The sequence below is a fragment of the bacterium genome, assembly GCA_031082185.1.
Taxonomy (GTDB): Bacteria; Sysuimicrobiota; Sysuimicrobiia; order Sysuimicrobiales; family Humicultoraceae; genus VGFA01.
In genome coordinates, this window is the sequence record JAVHLI010000002.1 from 211,655 (window position 1) to 229,651 (window position 17,997).

The following is a 17,997-nucleotide window of genomic DNA, read 5'->3' on the forward strand; positions in this document are numbered from 1 at the left end:
CCGGTCGATTCGAAGAGCCGCCACAACGCCTCAGCCGACCAGACCTGGTCCACGGCCCTCCTCTGATCGCTCGGAGAAACGATCCTGAAACCCGCGCCAGATCAGGGTTCCAGCCAATGCCGTGCGCTTGCCGTGAGTATAGCACAGGCTGAAAGCGGCTGACAAGCGTGTGAGGGGCCGGTCATAGAATTGCGGGCGGGGCGCCGCGCCTGCGGACGACCTCGTATAGGAGCACGCCCGCCGCCACCGCGGCGTTGAGCGACTCCACCGGCCCCAGCAGTGGAATGCGGACGCGCGTCCCAAGATCGAACCACGCCGGATCAGGCCCGGCGGACTCGTTCCCAACGACGATCGCCAGCGGTGGACCCAGGGGCGCAGAGGTATAGTCCTGATCTCCTCTAGCGTCCGCCACGATCACGCGGACCCCGCAGGCGACAAGTGCCGCCCGCAGCGAGGCACCGTCGAGCCCAAGCACGGGGACCCTGAAGGCCGCTCCCATGGAGGCGCGCATCGCCTTGGGCTGAAACGGATCCGCGGTGCCCTCGGTCACCGCGACCGCCGAAGCTCCGGATGCGGCCGCGGTCCGCACCATGGTGCCGAGGTTTCCGGGATCTTGGATTCCGTCGGCTACCAGCAGCAGGAGCCCGGGCGAAGTTAGGATCGCAGCGTCCGGCGGGGACGGACGCCGGGCCAGGGCCACGACTCCCTGGGATGTCGTCACGCGGCCGGCGGCCTGCACGACGCGCAAGGTGGCCTGGCAGACGCGCGCGCCTGCATCCCTGAGGCGCGCGCCCAGCGGCGAGCCCGCGGGGTCCTGCTCGTCGCCGGCAATCAGGGCCGCCTCAATGATGATGCCGGCATCGAGGGCCTCCTGGATCAGGCGCGGCCCGTCCAGCACGATCCGCTGCAGGGGATCGCGGCGCGGATGCCCGCCCGCCCTCCGCATCGCCTGCACCAGGGGGTGGCGCGTGGAGGTGATCATGTCGCCGGTTGGCTAGAGTGAGGTCTCCAGCCTGGTAAGCTGCCGGTTCTCCCCCACCACGACCAGCACGTCCCCGGCCAGAAGACCGGTCTCCGGGTCAGGGGAGATCAGCAACTGACTGTCCCGGCGGATCAACAGCACGCTGACGCCGAAACGGGCCTTGAGATCCAGCCTCCCAAGTGTCTGGCCCACCAGGCGATCGGGCACGCTGAGCTCCTCGATCGAGAACGTGGGTGAGATCTCAATGTAATCCAGGACCCCGGGCGACGAGAGGGTGTGTGCGATGCGCACGCCCATGTCGCGTTCTGGGTAGATAACCACGTCCGCACCGACGCGATCGAGCACCTTGCCCTGCAGGTCGTTGGAGGCCTTGGCCACGATCTTCTTGCAGCCGAGCTCCTTGAGGATCAGCGTGGTCAGGATGCTCTCCTGCATGGCAGCGCCGATCGCCACGACCACCGCGTCCATGTTCGCAATCCCAACGCCCCTGAGCGCCTCGGCGTCCGTTGAGTCCAACTGCACCGCATGCGTCACGTCATCGGCTATGCGCCGGAGCGAGTCCTCGTTCTTGTCGATCGCGAGCACCCGGTGCCCTAGCTGGTGCAGCGTCGCCGCTACGCTCCGGCCGAACCGCCCCATTCCAATCACCGCAAATTCGCTCATCGTCATCTCCACCCGCCCGGATGATCCGACCGTGGCGCCGGGCTCACGTCGTTATCCGATGTACAGCCTCTCCTCAGGATAGCGCACCCGGGGCGGCCGGTGCCACCGGGTCAGCCCGAACGCGACCGTCAGCAACCCGACGCGGCCGCTGAACACGGTCAGCATCACGATAATCCTGCCCCACGGTGAGAGGTGTGGCGTCAACCCTGTGCTCAACCCCACGGTCCCGAAGCCCGACGTGATCTCGAACAGCGCCGGCAGGAACTCCACGCGCTCAATGGCGGCAAGCATGACCGACATCGCGAACACGAAGGCCAGCGAGACGAAGGCTATGGTCAGGGCCTTGTTGATATTCTGGACCATAATCCGGCGTCCGAACATCACCGGCTCCCCGGTTCCCCGGATGCTGCTGAGAATCACCGCCAGTGGCGCCATGAACGTTGTCGTCTTGATGCCTCCGCCCGTACCGCCGGGGGATGCACCGATGAACATGAGCGCGGCAATGAGCATTAGTGTCGGCTCCGCCAGCGCCCCGATCTCAATGGTGTTGAACCCCCCGGTCCTGGGCGTCACCGCTTGGAAGAAGGCCGCGAGCAGCCGCGCGGGAACCGGCAGGGCTCCCAGCGTCTTGGGGTTGGCAAACTCAAACAGCGCGATCAACGCCGTCCCGATGCCTATCAGCATCCCCGTGGCCAACAGCACCGTCTTCGAGTGCAGCGTCAGGCGCCGCGAGCGCAGATCGAACAGTACCGAAAACCCGAGGCCGCCAAGGATGATGAGCCCCGCGATGATCATTGACACCACCGGGTCGCCGGCATATGCGGTCAGGCTCCTAAAACCACCCATCAGGTCAAACCCGGCGTTGTTGAACGCCGATATGCTGTGGAAGACCCCCAGGTACAGCGCGCGTACAAACGGCTCCTCGCCCATCCAGCGCAAGGTCAGAATCGTCGCTCCGGACGCTTCCACGATCAGCGTCATCAGAATGAGGCGCCGCGTGAACCGCACCACGCCCCCGAGGTCGTAGAGGTTGTGGGACTCGGTGAGGATGATCCGCTCCCGAAGCCCGATTCGCCATCTCAGAACAAGGGCCAGGAGCGCCCACGAGGTCATGTATCCGAATCCCCCGAGCTGTATCAACACCAGGATCACCAGCTCGCCAAGAGACGAGTAGTGATCCGCGGTGTCCACGACCGTCAGGCCGGTGACGCACGTCGCCGATGTGGCGGTGAAGAGCGCGGTGAGAAAGGGCGTGGGCCGACCCGACTCGGAGGCAGCCGGCAGGCTGAGCAGCACCGCTCCGACCAGGATGATCGTTATGAAGCCAATGATGATGGTCTGGGAGGGGCTGAGGGTCAGCCGTCCTGACCAGGGATGTCGAGCCAGCGCGAACTGGCGAACCATCTACAGAGTCGGCGTCCTCGCCACGCCCATCCCTGGCATTGCACGGAGCCGCCGGGGACCAACTACCGGCGGCTAGGACTCCAGATGTGCCTTGGCGCGCGCGACCAGCGCGTCAAAGGCCGTCCGGTCTTTCACCGCCAGGTCGGCCAGGACCTTGCGGTTCACGCTCACGCCCGCCTTGCGTAGGCCGCTGATCAGCCGGCTGTACGAAACGCCGCTCACGCGCGCGGCTGCGTTGATGCGGGTGACCCACAACCGCCGGAACTGCCGCTTGCGCAGGCGCCGACCCGCGAATGCCTGCGCCAGAGCGCGGGTTACATACTGCGTGGCCAGGCGGTACCATCGGCTCTGGCCGCCCCGGTACCCCCGCGCCAGTCGCAGGATCTTCTTGTGGCGGCGACGTGCTGTGACGCCGCGCTTGATGCGTGCCATGACCAACCCACCTTCCGTTGGGACACTGCCTGGCGGACCCCCAATGCGCTATTGGCCGGGGAGCAACCGCCGCAACCGCTTCTCATCGCTGGCGTGTACGGAGACCACTGCGCGCAGAGAGCGCCTGCGCTTGGGGCTCTTCTTGACCTTCAGATGCCCGCCGTGCTGGCGCCCCCGCGTCAGGCGGCCTGACCCCGTCGTTCTGATGCGCTTCGTGGCGCCCTGGTGTCGCTTTGTTTTTGGCACCGATCCCTCTCCCGTCTCCTACCCCTTGCGAGGGGCGAGGAGCATGATCATGTTCCTGCCTTCCTGCTTGGGCATGCCCTCGACCACCCCGACTTCTGCCACCGCCAGGGCCAACCGTTGGAGCAATGCCTCCCCCACCTTTGGGTGGGCCATCTCGCGCCCCCGGAACCACATCGCGACCCGGACCTTGTCGCCGTCCTTGAGGAACTCCATCACCCGGCGGATCTTGACCTGGAAATCGTGCTCGCCTATCTTCGGGCTCATCCGCATGCCCTTGAGATCGCCGCCGCGCGACTTCCGGTGGGCGTCCCTGTCACGCTTGCTCTGCTCGTACTTGTACCGCCCGTAGTCCATGATCTTGCACACGGGCGGGGACGCCGTGGGGGCTACCTCCACGAGGTCCAGAGTGTGCTCCTGGGCGCGCGTGAGCGCCTCACGGGTGGGCACGATCCCCAGCTGCTCGCCGCCGGGACCGATCAATCGCACCTCTCGGACTCTTATCCGGTCGTTGATCCTAGTCTCGCGTTCGATGCTCTCTCGCCCTCCTTGGCCCCCCGTGCTTGAGATCGTCCGACAGCCCAAGAAACAAAAAGGGGACGGCAGGTGCCATCCCCACATTCGCGCCGCTGCCACAGCGACCCGGGTCGCATCGCGGTACCTCTTGAACGCCCGGGTGAGAAGCGGATGGCTTCTACTTTCGGCTGCCAGACCTTGCGGAGTATAGCACGGGGGTATGTGGCCGTCAATCGTATGCACCGGCCCGTAGCAGCGCGCGCCCCCCGCAGGGGAAACACGCGCCATGACACCGAACGAAGTAGGAGTATGCGGGGGAACTCCAGAGAGACCCGGGGCTCGCACTCGCCGGTCGCCGCGCTCGGCAGCGCGGTCCTCCACGGCCTGTCCGAACTCGGCAGGGCCGCCCAGATGTTGGCCGCGGCGCTCCGCTGGGTGCTCCGCGGGCGGCTGGAGATCCGCGAGACGGTGGTCCAGATCAACCGCATCGGAATTGAGTCCGTGCCGGTCGTTCTGATCACCGGCGCCTTCTCGGGCATGGTCCTGGCCTATCAGACGGCGCGGCAGCTGGCGGATTTCGGCGGCCAGGGCTTCGTCGGCGGGCTGGTAGGTCTCTCCATAGCGCGTGAGGCCGCACCGGTCTTCACGGCGATCACCGCGGCCGGCCGGGTGGGCGCGGGCATGGCAGCGGAGATCGGCACGATGGCCGTAACCGAGCAGATCGATGCCCTGCGCGTGCTGGCCACCGATCCGGTACGCTACCTGGTGGTCCCGCGGCTGGTTGCGGCGGCCCTGGCGCTGCCGATCCTGACCGCCTTCGCAAACGTCGTGGGCGGGGCCGGCGGATACGCCGTGGCCACCGCCGCCGGGATCAGCGGCGGCGCCTTCATGTCGTCGATCCAACGGTTTCTCTGGCCGTACGATATCGTGGTCGGCCTGATCAAGGCGGTCTTCTTTGGACTGATTATCGCCTCGGTGGGCTGCTACCGGGGCCTCAACACCACCGGCGGCGCGGACGGCGTGGGGCGCGCGACAACCGGCGCGGTGGTCGTCGCGATTGTCCTGATCCTCGTGTTCAACTACTTCCTGGACATGATCTTCTTCTAGGCTGTTGCGTGGAGTGATGAACAAGAAGGCGCGCGAGGGAACAATGGTTGAACAACATCCCCCGGGCACGCCGGGTGAAGCGGTCATCGTCGCGTCGGATCTCTGGAAGTCGTTCGGTCCGACCGTGGCGCTGGCCGGCTTCTCCCTGGAGGTCCGCCGCGGCGAGATCCAGGTAATCATGGGCCCCAGCGGCTGTGGAAAGAGCGTCCTGCTCAAGCACCTCGTGGGCCTCGTCAAACCCGACCGGGGCGAGGTTCTGGTCTTCGGACAGCCGGTGCACGCCATGTCGGAGCATGAGCTCGACGCGCTGCGGATCCAAATCGGTGTCGTCTTTCAGTCAGCCGCCCTGTTTGACTCGCTCACCGTGACACAGAACGTGGCGTTCCCCCTGCGCCGGCACCGCCGCCTGACCGAGGGGGAGATTGCCGAGCGGGTACGCGATATGCTGGCACTTGTGGAGATGGACGGCACCGAAGACCTCACGCCTGCGGCGCTGTCAGGAGGCATGCGCAAGCGCGTCGGCATCGCCCGTGCCCTGGCGCTCGACCCCCCTCTCATGCTGTATGATGAACCTACCAGCGGGCTTGACCCGCTGACCGCGCACACCGTGGACAAGCTTGTCCTGCGGCTGCGGGCGGAGCTGGGGGTGAGTTCGGTGGTAGTCACCCACAGTCTGGACAGCGCTTTTCACCTGGCCGACCGGCTGGCGGTCATGGACTCCGGACGCCTTACCGCCTCCGGTACGCCAGAGGAGATCCTGGCATCCACGGACCCGTTCGTCCGGCGGTTCCTGGACACCCGTGCGATCGAGGTGAGGGCTTCATGAGCGCGGAAACCAAAGCGGGGATCGTCACGCTGCTGGGGGTCGTGGCGCTGGTCGGTTCCATAGCCTTCCTGCGCGGAGGGTTCGCGATCCGCGATCAGGGCTACACCCTGCACCTCCGGGTGGCCAACGCGGGCGGCCTGACCCTGGGGGCTCCGGTGCACATGGCAGGGATCGAGGTCGGCCGCGTGAAGCGACTCAGTCTCACACCGGAGAAGAAGGCGGACGTCGTTCTCAGCGTGCGCCATGGGGTCTCCATCCCCGAGGGATCGCGCTTCTCTATCGCCTCCGCGGGGTTGCTGGGTGATCGTCTGGTAACGGTTATCCCGGGCCCGCCCGGCGCCCCGGCCCTGGCGCCGGGGTCGGTGGTAACGGGTACCGAACCCCTGACGACCGACGAACTGCTCGACCGCGTGGTTTCGGTGGCCAAGCGCGCAGAGGAGGCGCTGTCAAGCGTCAACCGGGTCATAGGCGATCCGGACCTCGCCGAAGGTCTGCGCGAGACCGTGCGCAACGCGCGCGAGGCATCGGCCCGGATGGCACGCGCGGCCGACCACGTGGAGCGTACCACGCGGACGCTGGACCGTACGGTTACGGGCGAGATTCCCGAGATCGCCCGTCAGTTGCGCGGCATGGCTGTGGAGCTGGCGGGGGCCGCCGGAGAGGTACGCACGCTGGTCAGGCAGGTGGCCGGGGACGGGCGCACCGCGGAGCAGGTTCGGGCGGCCGTGACCTCGATCCAAAGGGCATCAGCGGGAATCGAGAAGATGGTGGGCGATCTCTCCGGCGTGGTCAACGAGCAGGAGGTCCGCGCCGTGCGCTCCTCGCTGGCCGAGGCTCGAACCGCGATCACCGACGCCAGGCTGGCGGTGGGCGAGGCCCGAACTGCGATCGGACGCGCCGACCGCGTGGTTGAGCGGGTCGGGCGGATCTTGCCCGAACGGTTGGAACTCCCGGACTTCCGCAGCGCCTACCGGCTCGAGTACGCGTTCTGGCACGACGGAACGCGCCTGGCGCACGACGTGAGCTTCACGCTGCTGCCGGATGCGCCGCGTACCTACCTGTTTACATGGCGGGAGGTCGGAGGAGCCAACCGCATTGGGCTGCAGGTGGGCAACAAGCTGGACGAGCGGACGCTGTTCCGCTACGGTCTGATTGACTCTCACCTGGGCGTCGGTCTGGATTACCACGCGTCGCCCAGCACCTCCTATGCCCTGGACCTCTACAACATCAGCAGCATCAGCCTGAACCTCTACGCCCGCTACTACCTCCGACCGGATTACGGTATAACGCTGCGGGCACAGAGCGTGTTCTCCCAACCGACCTTCGGGATCGGGATGTTCAAGAGGTTCTAGCCGACCAGCACCGCCTGGAACGCCCGGACCACGATCGGCACGTCATCGGCGGTGATATGGCGGTTTGTCACAAGCCGAATCCGGCGCGGACCCGAGGCACCAACCCAGACGTTGCGTTCCCGCAGGCGCTCTGCGACCGCGACCGCGTCGTGTCCGATCAGGTCCAGGCGAACGATGTTGGTCTGCACGCGGGCCAGATCAATCTCCAGAGCGGGGATGCCGCCAAGTGATGCGGCCAGCGTGCGCGCAATCCGGTGGTCATCGGCGAGGCGGTCCACCATTTGCCCTAGGGCCACGATTCCGGCGGCGGCCAGCACTCCGGCCTGCCGCATGCCGCCCCCGAGCATCTTGCGGAAGCGCCTGGCGCGGTCCACGAACCCGGATTCGCCGCAGAGCAGCGACCCCACCGGCGCAGAGAGCCCCTTGGACAGGCAGAACGCCACCGAGTCAACCGGCGCCGACAGCGCGGATGCCGGCACGCCCAGCGCCACGGCCGCGTTGAAGATCCGGGCCCCATCCATGTGCACGGGTATGCCGTGACGGTGAGCGGTCGCGGCCAAATCCTCGATCTGCCCCAATGGAATCACAGTCCCCCCGTGCCGGTTGTGGGTGTTCTCCAGGCAGACCAACCGCGTGGGAGGATAGTGTACGTTCGGCGGCCGCAGCGCGTCCTCGAGCTGCTCGCCGCTGATGCACCCCCACTCCGTCGGCAGGGCGCGGGGCATGGTTCCGGCTAGGGTGGCAAGCGCTCCGCCCTCGTAGTGCAGCATGTGGGCCTCTGAGTCGGCGATCACCTCATCGCCCTTCTGCGTGTGGGCCATGACCGCCAGCACGTTGGCCATGGTCCCGCTGGGAACGAAGATGGCCGCGGCCATGCCGGTGCGCTCTGCGGCCAGCGCCTCCAGCGCGTTGATCGAGGGGTCTTCGCGGTAGACGTCGTCGCCGACCTCGGCGCGCGCCATTGCCTCCCTCATCGCCTCGGTGGGATGCGTCACGGTATCGCTGCGCAGGTCTATGGCGCGCGGCAGAGAGCTACTGCTCATGGGGAGCCCTGGAGGCGGAGTACAGGCCGATGCCGCGGCCGGCCACGGCTGACCCGACATACGCCATCAGGAACAACAGCACTCCCTTCAGGGCCAGCGTCCGCAGCGCCTCGCCCGCGTCCACCGAAGGAGCAGAGCCCGTGAGTTGCCCGATGACGCCGGCACCGGTAATATCCCGGTAGGCCAGCGTAAAGACAATCACCAGAAAAAGGATCCCCAACAGAAATACAAACAGACCCAACCACCTTCCCGACTGATCGCCTTCTGAACGCGCGCTGATCATCGATCTCCCTCCGATACTTTTTTTTGTGCGCCCGACTACGAACGGGCACCGGCCAGCGCGGACCCGCAACGACACGTGCGCTCACCGGGCACCGCGGCCACCACGCCCAGTATCAGCTCCCGCAGCCGGGGAAGGTTGGCCTGGAAGTTGCGGAGCACCTCTTCCGCGCTGACGGGTGCGGCCTGCGGGTCGCCCTCCACCCCTACATCATAGTCGGTTATCAGCGAGACGTTCAGGTAGCACAGCTCGGCCTCCCGGGCCAGCAGGGCCTCTGGGTACTGGGTCATGTTGATGACTTCCCAGCCGGATGCGCGAAACCAGCGGCTTTCCGCCCGGGTCGAGAACCGCGGCCCCTGTATGACAACCACGGTACCTGAGGGGTGCGCGCTCAGACCCAGCCGGTTGGACACCTCTTGGGCCACGCTCCGGAGCTGCGGGCAGTAGGGATCGGCCAGACTAACGTGCACCGTCTCCGGTCCGTCGAAGAAAGTGTCGCGCCGACCGCTGGTTCGGTCCACGAGCTGATCGCAGATCACGAATTCGCCCGGCCGGACGTGGGCCTGGAGACTGCCCGCGGCCACCGGACCTATCACGCGGGTAACCCCAAGCTGCTTCATCGCCGCGATGTTCGCACGGTAGTTGATGGCGTGCGGCGGCAAATGGTGTCGCCGGCCGTGTCGGGGCAGAAACGCCACCTTTCGGCCCGCGACCTCGCCCAGGGTGACCACGTCGCTGGGCCGCCCGTACGGGGTATCGACCTCCACCTCCCGCGCGCCTTCGAGCAGCGAGTAGAACCCAGAACCTCCAATCACGCCGATCTCTGCCTCGCTCATCCGGCCTCACGCCTCCTCCTGCACATGTCGTGCTCGAGCAGGGCCGAGATCTCCGCAAGCACGCCCCCGGCGCTTGCCCTTATGGTAATCGCAGCCCGATCGTCGTACGGCGTCGGTTCGCGGTTGACGATGATGAGCCTGCCACCGGCCTCCAGCGTTTCCAGGGGCAGGTAGGCCGCGGGAGTAACCTGAAGCGATGAGCCCACAACAAGCATCAGGCGACTGGCGCGGGCGGCCCGCACCGCGGCCTGCCACGGTTCCTCTGGCAGCAGTTCGTCAAAGAGAACCACGTTGGGCTTCAAAAGGCCGCCGCACGAAGGACATCGCGGCAGGCCGCCGGCTCCAATCGCGGTGCGAAGCCGTGCGGCGGGGCCCAGCTCTCCGCACCCGATGCACGCCGACTCCCGCAGGTTGCCGTGCAGTTCGATAACGCGGCAGGAACCTCCGGCCTGATGGAGGCCGTCCACATTCTGGGTGACCACGGTCTTCACCCATCCTGCGCGCTCCATCGCCGCAAGAGCACGGTGGCCGATATTGGGAGCCGCGCCGCCCAGGTGACAGAGTCGCTCGCGGTAGAAGTCGTAGAAGACCTCAGGCCGCCGCTCGAGCGTCCCTCGCGAGGCAACCGCGATGGGATCCACTCCCGCCCACAGGCCGGACGCTGAGCGAAAATCGGGAAGACCCGACTCGGTGCTCATACCGGCGCCGGTGAAGACGATCGCTCCTCCGGCCATCCTCAGCAGCGAGGCCGCTTCAAGCGTGCTCATCATAGGTCAATCAGCCACCCATCTGGGTCAAACGGCCACCCCTGACCCTCGCCGATCTCGACCCCTTCCTGGTCGTGCATCTCCTCGGCCACGGCCTGGGATACCAACAGGCGCTCCAAGTGCAGGGTGTTCGCGATGCGCACTACCCTGGCCTTCCGGGGTTCGTCAATGCCCAGCGTCTTGAACGCCGTAACTATCGCGTCGCGGTCGGATGGAAGCGTGATGGGAATGAACGTCCTCTGTATAAAAGTGCTGGTAATAGCGTTCAGGTTGGTAACCTCCCGGTCAATGGCGTCCACCAGCCGCTGCGTGGTAAGGTCGGCAAGACCGATGCCATTGGCATTGCCCTCGGACTCGGGCGAGAGGCGCAGGGCCACGATGCGGCCGATCCGGGGAGAGGCGGGCTCCGGCATTCCGGGGACGCGCATCCGCCCGATTATGGTGGGATCCATCCCGGTGCCGGAGAAGTTCTTACCGACCCGGTCCACCACGAGGACATCCATCTCCTCCACGGGCAGGCGCGGCATCATCTCGCGCGCCCTGGCAAAAAGCGCCATCTCCCGCTCCACCAGCTCGTTAGGGAAGAGCGCCTCGACGATGGCCGGCTCGTCGCGGGCATTCTCAACAACGGCCAGCCCTCCCACCACCATGCCGCGATCAAGGTACACCTGTGCCATCGCGCGAATCGCGCCGGGCAGCGCAGTCAGCCCCTGCCGGTGAATCTGCGTTGCGCCCTCAACCTTGCCCAAACCGACACCGAGCATCTTCATGAGGCCGCTGCCAAACGGCTCGAAGAAGATGGTGTGGGGCTTGATGCGGTTGACCACCAGGATCCCATCGCAGCCGGCAGCTGCGCGGTCGCAGAAGGCGGCCAAGCCGTCCGGCGTGTGTCCGATGACCACGGTCTCCATGCGTGTCGAGATCGGCGCTCCCACCGTTTCTTGGGTAATGCCGAGATGCGCGAGTAACCGGCGCTGCCCATCGCTCGTGCCCCTGCCGTGACTGCCCATGGCGGCCACAACCAGCGGATCGGCCCCGCAGCGGCGCAGGTGATCCACCGCGGCCCGCAACACAACCGCGATCTGGGCGATCCCCCGGCTGCCCGCGGTCAGCGCGATGCGCCTCCCCCTGATCCGCGGATCCAGCTCCAGGCGCGCCAGCGCCTGGTGGGTCGCCTCCTCGAGGTCGGGAATCCTCGTGCCGGGCAGGCGCCGGTGTATCGCGTGCATTGCGGGAAGTGCCGTCATCAATGATCTCCAGGCCTGTCCCGTTGGGTGCGCTGGCGGCGCAGCCGGGCGATGTAGAGGCGGGCAGCCGTCTCCATGGAGGCGGCGCGCGCCGCTGCCTCGGCCTCGTCCTCGATGCGCCACCTATCGGCGGCGTCATATTCCGCGTCGTCTGGGGCCGGTGCTCTCCTTGCAACGGCCGCCGCCATCGCCGCCAGGCGCCCCAGGTTCTGCTCGATCGCCGAGAGGCGGCGGAGCGCCACCTCGGCCGCAAACCCCACCATTGCCATGGCGCCGAAGAGGGGCCATAGCGGCCTTGACCTACGCTCGGGAGAAAGCGGGGGCGCCAGAGCCTCGGCAGGCGTTGCCACGACACGCGCGCCTGCCGCTTCCACCATGTGCGCAATCACCGCTCGGTTCAGCCCAACCTGCCGGAGCTCCGGCGAGTACGGCACCGCCAGCGGGAGCGTGAACCGGCCCGTCTGCCGGCCGCCTTCGAACGCAACCACCCTAACAAGATACGCCCCAGGCGGCGGAAGCGGAAGGTCGGCCTCGTACCAACCCGGCCGGGTCTGGACGAGGGGAGCCGCCCCCACCTCGCCACGATCGCCGGCAAGCGTCACGGCGGCCTCCCAGCCCATGTAGGGAGAGCCGTCGGTGGCGCGCGCGTCGAGCACGATGCGCACCCGCTCACCGACCGTCTCGGCGTGAACGTCCAGCGATCCGGTCTGGCGGCTCATCGCCCACCGCACCGCCTGGGACCAGAACCGCGCCGCACCGCTCCAACCGCTCCAGGGAGCGGTCCACCGAGACCGCGCGTCGGTCGTGATCGCCACGGCCCGTCCGACGCCGTAGTTCCATGCCGCCAGGATCGGATCGTCCTGGTGGGAAGTCAGGATCACCTCTGTTGACGGCTTGGGGGCCGTCACAAGGTAGCCCAGCAGCGGCGGCACCGGTCCCAAATCCGCGACCAGCGCGGAGGCGCCCGCGAGGCGCGGGGTGAAGCGTTCCTCCACCACGTACGAACGTGTTGCCAGGAGCGCCTCTGCCGCGAGGATCCTGGGGATACTGTAGGCATCATGGGCAACGTACGCCCGGCCGCGGCCCCATCCCGCGATGCTGCGCATGATGTCAACGTCGGCGTCACGGCCTATGGCGACCGTGCTCACCGTGATCCGCTCTGAGGCCAACGCGGTGGCAAGACCGCGGAAGTCGCCGGGATCGGTCTGCCCGTCCGACAGCACTATGATGTGCTTGACCCTGGCTTCTGCCTTCCGCAGCGGCTCCCGCGCTGCCACGAGCGCGGGATACAGATTGGTGCCGCCTCCGGCGCGGATGCGGCTCACCGCCTCCAGAATGCGCGCGCGCTGCGAGACAGGCGTGGGTTGCACGAGCCAGCGGGGCGCCTGATCAAACGACAGGACACCAACTACATCGCGATCTCCCAGCAGGTCCACCACCGACTGAGCGGTTTCCTTGGCCAGTTCCACCTTGGCCAGCTCGTTGCCGAACCCCCCCATGCTCCCGGAGGCATCGAGCACCAGGACCACAGCCATCGTCGGTATCGCCAGGCGGTGCCGCACGTCCATGCTGACGGGAAGCGCCTCCTCCAGCGGGGTCCCGGCATACCCGCCGATGCCGAAGCTCTGGGTGCCGCCCACCGCCACCAGCCCGCCGCCGCCGATCCGGACGTAGTCGCGCAGCGCGGCCATCTGCTGGGGAGAGAGCAGGTAGGCCGGCACATCATCGAGCACAACAGCCGAGGTTCCGTGGTACCCTGCCGCGGACCCTGGAAGCTGGGCAGGCGAGATCCTGCGCACGGAGAGCCGCTGCGACTCCAGCAGGGCTGCCAGCGGACCCGCGGGCGTGCCGGCATAGATGACCGACGGCGCTCCCGAGACCAACCCGAGCGCGAACGCTCGGTTGTTTCCCGGTTCGGCGTCCGGGGATGCCTCGATCGTCGCGTCTATACGGAGCAGCCCGGGCTGCACGGCCAACACCTCCAGGTCCACGCCGGTGCGGCCTGCACGCAGATTAAGATCCCGCGTAAGCAGCAGAATTCCATTGGCTCGAACCCGCAACTCGGCCTCGGCCGGCGCGGATGCGCGCAGGGTCACGGCCACCGGCACCCGCTCACCCACCGATACCAGGGCCGGCACCGTGACCTCCTCGACCAGAACGTCGGGGGCAGGATCGGACGCCATCGGCGCCACGACCAGTTCGATGCCTCGGGCCCGAACCTCTGCGAGGGCCGGCGCCAGATCTCCGGCGGTGGCCTGGCCGTCGGTAAGCAGCACGAGCCGGCGCGCGGCCCCTGCGGGGAAGGCCGGGATGGCACGCTGGATAGCCGCGGCGATGTTGGTGCCGTCGGTTCCGGGCTGCGATGCCATTGCCAGTCTGGGCTGAGCGGACGGCGCCTCTTCCAGTTCGGCATTGGATCCAAAGGTCACCAACCCCACGCGCAGACCAGGGCCCGAGCGGGACCGCGCCTCGTCCAGAAACGCGCGCATCCGTCGCGCGCCCGCCGGCCCGATGCTGTCGGAGCGATCGGCAGCCAGGATCACCGTCAGATCTCCCACCGCGGAGGCAATCTCAACCCCGGCGAGGCCCAGCACCAGAAGCGCGATCACGCCCATCCGCAGGGCTACCAGGCTCCTCCTCCGGCGCGAACGGGGCGGCAGGCTGCGGGTCCACAGCCACCACTCCGCCGCGATCAGGGCTGATGCGAGTCCAAGCAGCCACCGCGCCAGCGGGATACTGGACGGAAGTCGGACCGGCGCCGCCGTGGCGCTGATGGGGGAAGGTGCGACCTCAAGGTCCGACTCACGCCTATCCACCGCGGGCACTACCCAGCGCCGCTCCCATCCGTCGGTTCGAAGGCGGTAGGCGCCCACGCGGTCGAACGGCGGCAGCATGAACATGCCGTCCCGCTCGAGTACCTGCAGGACACCGCCCGCGGGATCATGCAGCCGGGCCTCACGCCAGGGACCGGCCAGCGCCACTGGCGCATTACCCGGCGCCAGAGCCAAACCGCCGCCCGCAAGCCAGTCCAGGGCGTTGGCAATCAGCACCGGGAAGGCAGCATAAGATGGAAGATCGCTCGCCGCCAGCGAGAACGGCAGCACCACGGCCCGGATGCCACGCCCCTCATAGACCCACACGAGCGGTACGTCGCCCTCGGCCAGCACGGTGCCGGCCTGGGGCCGGAGTACCATGGCTTCACCCACGCGGACGCCGCGCAGATCTGCCATCCGCGTCACCCTATGGGTGGCGGACACCGTGCGGACCACCTGCTCGGCGGTGTCACCCTCGATGCGCACCGGCAGGTTGACACCGACGGTGCCTATCAGCAGATAGGCGCCCGGAGCCAGTTCGAGCGGCGGCACCCCATCGAGCACCACAACATCGGCCCCTCCCCACTCCGAGGGCGCAACCCCCTCGGTGCGCGAGATCCCTGCGAGGGGCACCGCCCGCAGAACCGCATCCAATATCGGGTTGTCCTCGCCCACCACGAGTACCCGCGGCAGCCATTCCCGACCGCCCGCCGCCACGGCACGGTCGTCCGCGGCCAGCGCGTCGTCACCCTCCAGCGAGACCGTGACCTCCCCGCTGATCGCCCCCAGGTCGAAGACCGCGGTTAGAGGAGTGCCGGGAAGGAGACCGAGGGTTCGGCGGGCGATGGTCTGCCCGCCTACCGCCACCACCAGCGCCTGATCAGGGAAACTCCCGCCGAAGGCCTCAACCCTTACCAGCAGACGCGTCTGGCCCAGGGCGTCGGCGCGGGCGTGCACTGCGGTCACCGCCGCGTTGGGCGCCCCATGCCCGACCCGGTGCCAGCGCACGTGCGCCTCCGCCGGGGGTTGATCGCTGAAGAGGTGCACCTCCGCAGCCCGTCCGTGCGCACGCAGGCTGCCGGCCAGCGCCAGCGCCTCAGCGATCGAGTCCCCGGCATCGGATGCCCGCAGGCTGCCCAGCGCCCTCCCCAGCGCGGCGCGGTCGGTTGTAAGCTCGACGACCAGAACAGGGCGGGCGCCCGCGGCGAGGAGCGCAACGGGCTGGCGCGGAGAGAGCCCGGCCAGCAACGCCCGGGCCTCCTGCTGCGCCACGGCCAGGCGGCTGGGCCGGACGTCCGTCGCCTGCATGCTGGCGCTGGTGTCCACCACCAGAACCACCCCGCCTCCGGCCAGGCCGGGGAGTGATATGGAAGGCCGGGCAAGCGCCAGGGCCAGAAGGGCGATCGCCATCACCTGAAGCAGCAGGAGCAGGTTGCGCTCGAACCGGCGCACCGGCATCCGGGCCACGAGATCGCGCGCCGCCCGCTCCCACAGCAGCGTGCTGGAAACCACGCGGGGCTCCCGGCGCGCCCGCAGCATGTAGAGCAGGACCACCAGAGGGACCAGGACCAACCACCAGAGCGCCGCGGGCGCGCCGAGGACCATCAGGCGATGAGCCCCCCCCTGCGCAGGTAGCGGAGCACCAGGTCCTGGAACGGGATCGAGGTGGCCGCGCGCAGGTACTCCACCCCTAGCGACAGAGCGGTCCGCTCGATCTCATCGAAGTACCGGTCCCGTGCGCGCGCGTAGGCCGCGGCAGATGCGGCATCCGCGGTAACCTCCACCGCGGAGCCGGTCTCGCTGTCCACCAGGCGCAGGTCGCCGTCGAGGACCGGGACCAGCTCGTCGTCGGAAAGCAGGTGAACGAGGAAGGGCTCGAAGCGATGGTATCTGGCCAGGCGCAGTCCGGCCTCCACCCCGCCGGGGAACATCAGGTCCGAGATCACGACCAGGATCCCGCGCCGCCGGGTGCGGACCGCATACTCCTCCAGCGCGGATGCGAGATCGCTCGTGCCGGAGGGGACGATACCGCTCAGGAACCGGAAGAGGGCAAGGACACCCGACCTGCCCCGGCGCGGCGCCAGCGTGCGGACCGCGCGGTCGCTGAAAGCCACCGCTCCCACACGGTCCAGGTTGGCCAGCCCGATGTAGCCGAGCGCGGCCGCGGTCCTGACCGCGTAGTCCAACTTGGATGGCCATCCCCATCCCATTGACCGGCTGGAGTCCACGAACAGGTGCACGCTGACGTCCTCATCCTCGCTGAAAAGCTTGACGAAGAGGCGATCCAAGCGCGAGTAGATGTTCCAGTCCACGTACCGGAAATCGTCGCCGACCTGGTATGGCCGAAAATCAGCAAACTCCACGCCGCGGCCCATCGTCGCGCTGCGGCGCTCGCCCCGGATTCCGCTCCGGTACAATCGGCGAGAGCGCAGCGTCAGGCGTTCCAGCCGCGCCAGGAACTCCGGTTCGAGCAACAGCGGCGTCTCGGTCATGGACTCCAGGAGGCGGCCGGGGTCGGCGGGACCTCGGCCAGGATGCTGCGGATCACCTCGTCGGGATCCACTCCTTCGGCCTCCCCCTCAAAGTTCAGGATGAGGCGGTGTCGCAGCGCGCCCGGGGCAACGGCCTGGATGTCCTCCGTGCTGGCGTTGACCCTTCCCTCGGCGAGGGCGCGCACCCTGGCCGTAAGCAGCAGCGCCTGCGCCCCCCTCGGACTGCTGCCGTAGCGGACAAAACGGCGGGCAAGGGAACCTGCCGCCTCATCGCCGGCATGGGTGGCACGCACCAGCCTGGCGGCCAGCAGCCGGACGTGATCCGCCGCGGGCACCTCACGCGCCAGCGCCTGCATCGCTTTGATCTCAGAGCCAGTTGCCACGACGCTGGGGACCAGCGGCATCGAACCCGTTGTCCGGTCCATGATCTCCAGCAGCTCGCGCAGCGTGGGGGACTCCACCTTGAGCTTGAACATGAACCGGTCAATCTGCGCCTCGGGCAGGGGGTAGGTCCCTTCCATCTCGATCGGGTTCTGGGTGGCCAGGACCAGGAACGGCTCCTCCAGTACGTACGGACCGCCCGGCGCCGTGACGGTCCTCTCCTGCATCGCCTCCAGCAGCGCCGACTGCGTCTTGGGGGTGGCGCGGTTGATCTCATCGGCCAGCACGATCTGCGAGAAGATGGGCCCCCGCTGGAACTGGAAGTAGCGCCGGCCGTCGGAGTCCTGCACCACCACGTTCGTGCCGATGATGTCCGCGGGCATCATGTCGGGCGTGAACTGTATCCGCGAGTAATGCAGGTCCAGGCACTGGGCCAGCGTCTTGACCAGCAGCGTCTTGCCCAATCCCGGGACGCCTTCCAGCAGCACGTGGCCGTTGGCGAACATCGCGTACAGCACGTGCTCGATCAGCGTTTCGTGCCCGACCATAACCCGTTGTATCTCGCGGCGGATCGCGGCAAAAGTGGTCCGGAAGGTGGCGGCATCCATCAACG

General features: G+C 67.8%; 17 protein-coding genes. 3 read left to right on the forward strand and 14 right to left on the reverse strand.

The window, feature by feature from the left end:
* Nucleotides 1-181: 181 nt before the first annotated feature.
* The 6 genes from RDU83_03390 to infC form a co-directional block, all read right to left on the reverse strand.
* Nucleotides 182-982: an RNA methyltransferase gene (locus RDU83_03390; GenBank protein ID MDQ7840055.1), complete on the reverse strand. Its 801-nt coding sequence runs from the start codon at nt 980-982 to the stop codon at nt 182-184.
* Nucleotides 983-994: 12 nt separating this feature from the next.
* Complete coding sequence (locus tag RDU83_03395; protein ID MDQ7840056.1) at nt 995-1,651, reverse strand: TrkA family potassium uptake protein; 657 nt, start codon at nt 1,649-1,651, stop codon at nt 995-997.
* A 45-nt stretch (nt 1,652-1,696) separates the two neighbouring features.
* A complete protein-coding gene (locus tag RDU83_03400) occupies nt 1,697-3,049 on the reverse strand; it encodes a potassium transporter TrkG (protein ID MDQ7840057.1) in 1,353 nt (450 codons plus the stop codon).
* A 72-nt stretch (nt 3,050-3,121) separates the two neighbouring features.
* The gene (gene rplT / locus RDU83_03405) at nt 3,122-3,481 is read right to left on the reverse strand and encodes a 50S ribosomal protein L20 (GenBank protein ID MDQ7840058.1); all 360 of its coding nucleotides are present in this window, start codon (nt 3,479-3,481) and stop codon (nt 3,122-3,124) included.
* Between the two features lie 48 nt (nt 3,482-3,529).
* Nucleotides 3,530-3,727 (reverse strand): 50S ribosomal protein L35, encoded by a 198-nt coding sequence (gene rpmI, locus RDU83_03410; protein ID MDQ7840059.1) that lies wholly within the window; start codon nt 3,725-3,727, stop codon nt 3,530-3,532.
* A gap of 18 nt (nt 3,728-3,745) precedes the next feature.
* Complete coding sequence (infC, locus tag RDU83_03415) at nt 3,746-4,309, reverse strand: translation initiation factor IF-3 (protein ID MDQ7840060.1); 564 nt, start codon at nt 4,307-4,309, stop codon at nt 3,746-3,748.
* A 240-nt stretch (nt 4,310-4,549) separates the two neighbouring features.
* Between infC and RDU83_03420 the strand changes: the two genes are divergently transcribed.
* The 3 genes from RDU83_03420 to RDU83_03430 are packed head-to-tail and all read left to right on the forward strand — an operon-like array spanning nt 4,550 to nt 7,525.
* Entirely contained in the window at nt 4,550-5,347 is a 798-nt protein-coding gene (locus tag RDU83_03420; protein MDQ7840061.1) for an ABC transporter permease, read from the forward strand.
* Nucleotides 5,348-5,363: 16 nt separating this feature from the next.
* Nucleotides 5,364-6,173, forward strand: a complete 810-nt coding sequence (locus tag RDU83_03425; protein ID MDQ7840062.1) for an ABC transporter ATP-binding protein — start codon at nt 5,364-5,366, stop codon at nt 6,171-6,173.
* Complete coding sequence (locus tag RDU83_03430; protein ID MDQ7840063.1) at nt 6,170-7,525, forward strand: MlaD family protein; 1,356 nt, start codon at nt 6,170-6,172, stop codon at nt 7,523-7,525. Before RDU83_03425 ends, RDU83_03430 begins: the two co-directional genes overlap by 4 nt.
* Here the strand turns inward: RDU83_03430 and ltaE are convergent.
* Genes ltaE through RDU83_03470 form a run of 8 tightly spaced genes read right to left on the reverse strand, consistent with a single transcriptional unit; the run spans nt 7,522 to nt 17,992 of the window.
* Nucleotides 7,522-8,568 (reverse strand): low-specificity L-threonine aldolase, encoded by a 1,047-nt coding sequence (gene ltaE, locus RDU83_03435; protein ID MDQ7840064.1) that lies wholly within the window; start codon nt 8,566-8,568, stop codon nt 7,522-7,524. The two genes, RDU83_03430 and ltaE, sit on opposite strands and share 4 nt — an antisense overlap.
* On the reverse strand, nt 8,558-8,851 hold the full coding sequence (locus RDU83_03440) for a hypothetical protein (protein MDQ7840065.1): 294 nt from the start codon (nt 8,849-8,851) through the stop codon (nt 8,558-8,560). The genes ltaE and RDU83_03440 overlap by 11 nt, the downstream gene beginning before the upstream one ends.
* 35 nt (nt 8,852-8,886) lie before the next feature.
* On the reverse strand, nt 8,887-9,684 hold the full coding sequence (locus RDU83_03445) for an S-methyl-5'-thioadenosine phosphorylase (GenBank protein ID MDQ7840066.1): 798 nt from the start codon (nt 9,682-9,684) through the stop codon (nt 8,887-8,889).
* Nucleotides 9,681-10,451 carry an NAD-dependent deacylase gene (locus RDU83_03450; GenBank protein MDQ7840067.1) on the reverse strand — a complete coding sequence of 257 codons (771 nt, stop codon included), beginning with the start codon at nt 10,449-10,451 and terminating at the stop codon, nt 9,681-9,683. The genes RDU83_03445 and RDU83_03450 overlap by 4 nt, the downstream gene beginning before the upstream one ends.
* Nucleotides 10,451-11,698 (reverse strand): lactate racemase domain-containing protein, encoded by a 1,248-nt coding sequence (locus tag RDU83_03455; GenBank protein MDQ7840068.1) that lies wholly within the window; start codon nt 11,696-11,698, stop codon nt 10,451-10,453. Before RDU83_03455 ends, RDU83_03450 begins: the two co-directional genes overlap by 1 nt.
* Nucleotides 11,698-16,116: a VWA domain-containing protein gene (locus RDU83_03460; protein ID MDQ7840069.1), complete on the reverse strand. Its 4,419-nt coding sequence runs from the start codon at nt 16,114-16,116 to the stop codon at nt 11,698-11,700. The genes RDU83_03455 and RDU83_03460 overlap by 1 nt, the downstream gene beginning before the upstream one ends.
* Entirely contained in the window at nt 16,116-17,003 is an 888-nt protein-coding gene (locus RDU83_03465) for a DUF58 domain-containing protein (protein MDQ7840070.1), read from the reverse strand. The genes RDU83_03460 and RDU83_03465 overlap by 1 nt, the downstream gene beginning before the upstream one ends.
* Entirely contained in the window at nt 17,000-17,992 is a 993-nt protein-coding gene (locus RDU83_03470) for a MoxR family ATPase (GenBank protein MDQ7840071.1), read from the reverse strand. Before RDU83_03470 ends, RDU83_03465 begins: the two co-directional genes overlap by 4 nt.
* Nucleotides 17,993-17,997 lie beyond the last annotated feature (5 nt).

Bases quoted from the DNA above. Each gene is read 5' to 3' on its own strand.
- RDU83_03390 (MDQ7840055.1), bottom strand. From the start codon at position 982: ATGATCACCTCCACGCGCCACCCCCTGGTGCAGGCGATGCGGAGGGCG.
- RDU83_03395 (MDQ7840056.1), bottom strand. From the start codon at position 1,651: ATGACGATGAGCGAATTTGCGGTGATTGGAATGGGGCGGTTCGGCCGG.
- RDU83_03400 (MDQ7840057.1), bottom strand. From the start codon at position 3,049: ATGGTTCGCCAGTTCGCGCTGGCTCGACATCCCTGGTCAGGACGGCTG.
- rplT (MDQ7840058.1), bottom strand. From the start codon at position 3,481: ATGGCACGCATCAAGCGCGGCGTCACAGCACGTCGCCGCCACAAGAAG.
- RDU83_03420 (MDQ7840061.1), top strand. From the start codon at position 4,550: ATGCGGGGGAACTCCAGAGAGACCCGGGGCTCGCACTCGCCGGTCGCC.
- RDU83_03425 (MDQ7840062.1), top strand. From the start codon at position 5,364: ATGAACAAGAAGGCGCGCGAGGGAACAATGGTTGAACAACATCCCCCG.
- RDU83_03430 (MDQ7840063.1), top strand. From the start codon at position 6,170: ATGAGCGCGGAAACCAAAGCGGGGATCGTCACGCTGCTGGGGGTCGTG.
- ltaE (MDQ7840064.1), bottom strand. From the start codon at position 8,568: ATGAGCAGTAGCTCTCTGCCGCGCGCCATAGACCTGCGCAGCGATACC.
- RDU83_03440 (MDQ7840065.1), bottom strand. From the start codon at position 8,851: ATGATCAGCGCGCGTTCAGAAGGCGATCAGTCGGGAAGGTGGTTGGGT.
- RDU83_03445 (MDQ7840066.1), bottom strand. From the start codon at position 9,684: ATGAGCGAGGCAGAGATCGGCGTGATTGGAGGTTCTGGGTTCTACTCG.
- RDU83_03450 (MDQ7840067.1), bottom strand. From the start codon at position 10,451: ATGAGCACGCTTGAAGCGGCCTCGCTGCTGAGGATGGCCGGAGGAGCG.
- RDU83_03455 (MDQ7840068.1), bottom strand. From the start codon at position 11,698: ATGACGGCACTTCCCGCAATGCACGCGATACACCGGCGCCTGCCCGGC.
- RDU83_03460 (MDQ7840069.1), bottom strand. From the start codon at position 16,116: ATGGTCCTCGGCGCGCCCGCGGCGCTCTGGTGGTTGGTCCTGGTCCCT.
- RDU83_03465 (MDQ7840070.1), bottom strand. From the start codon at position 17,003: ATGACCGAGACGCCGCTGTTGCTCGAACCGGAGTTCCTGGCGCGGCTG.
- RDU83_03470 (MDQ7840071.1), bottom strand. From the start codon at position 17,992: ATGGATGCCGCCACCTTCCGGACCACTTTTGCCGCGATCCGCCGCGAG.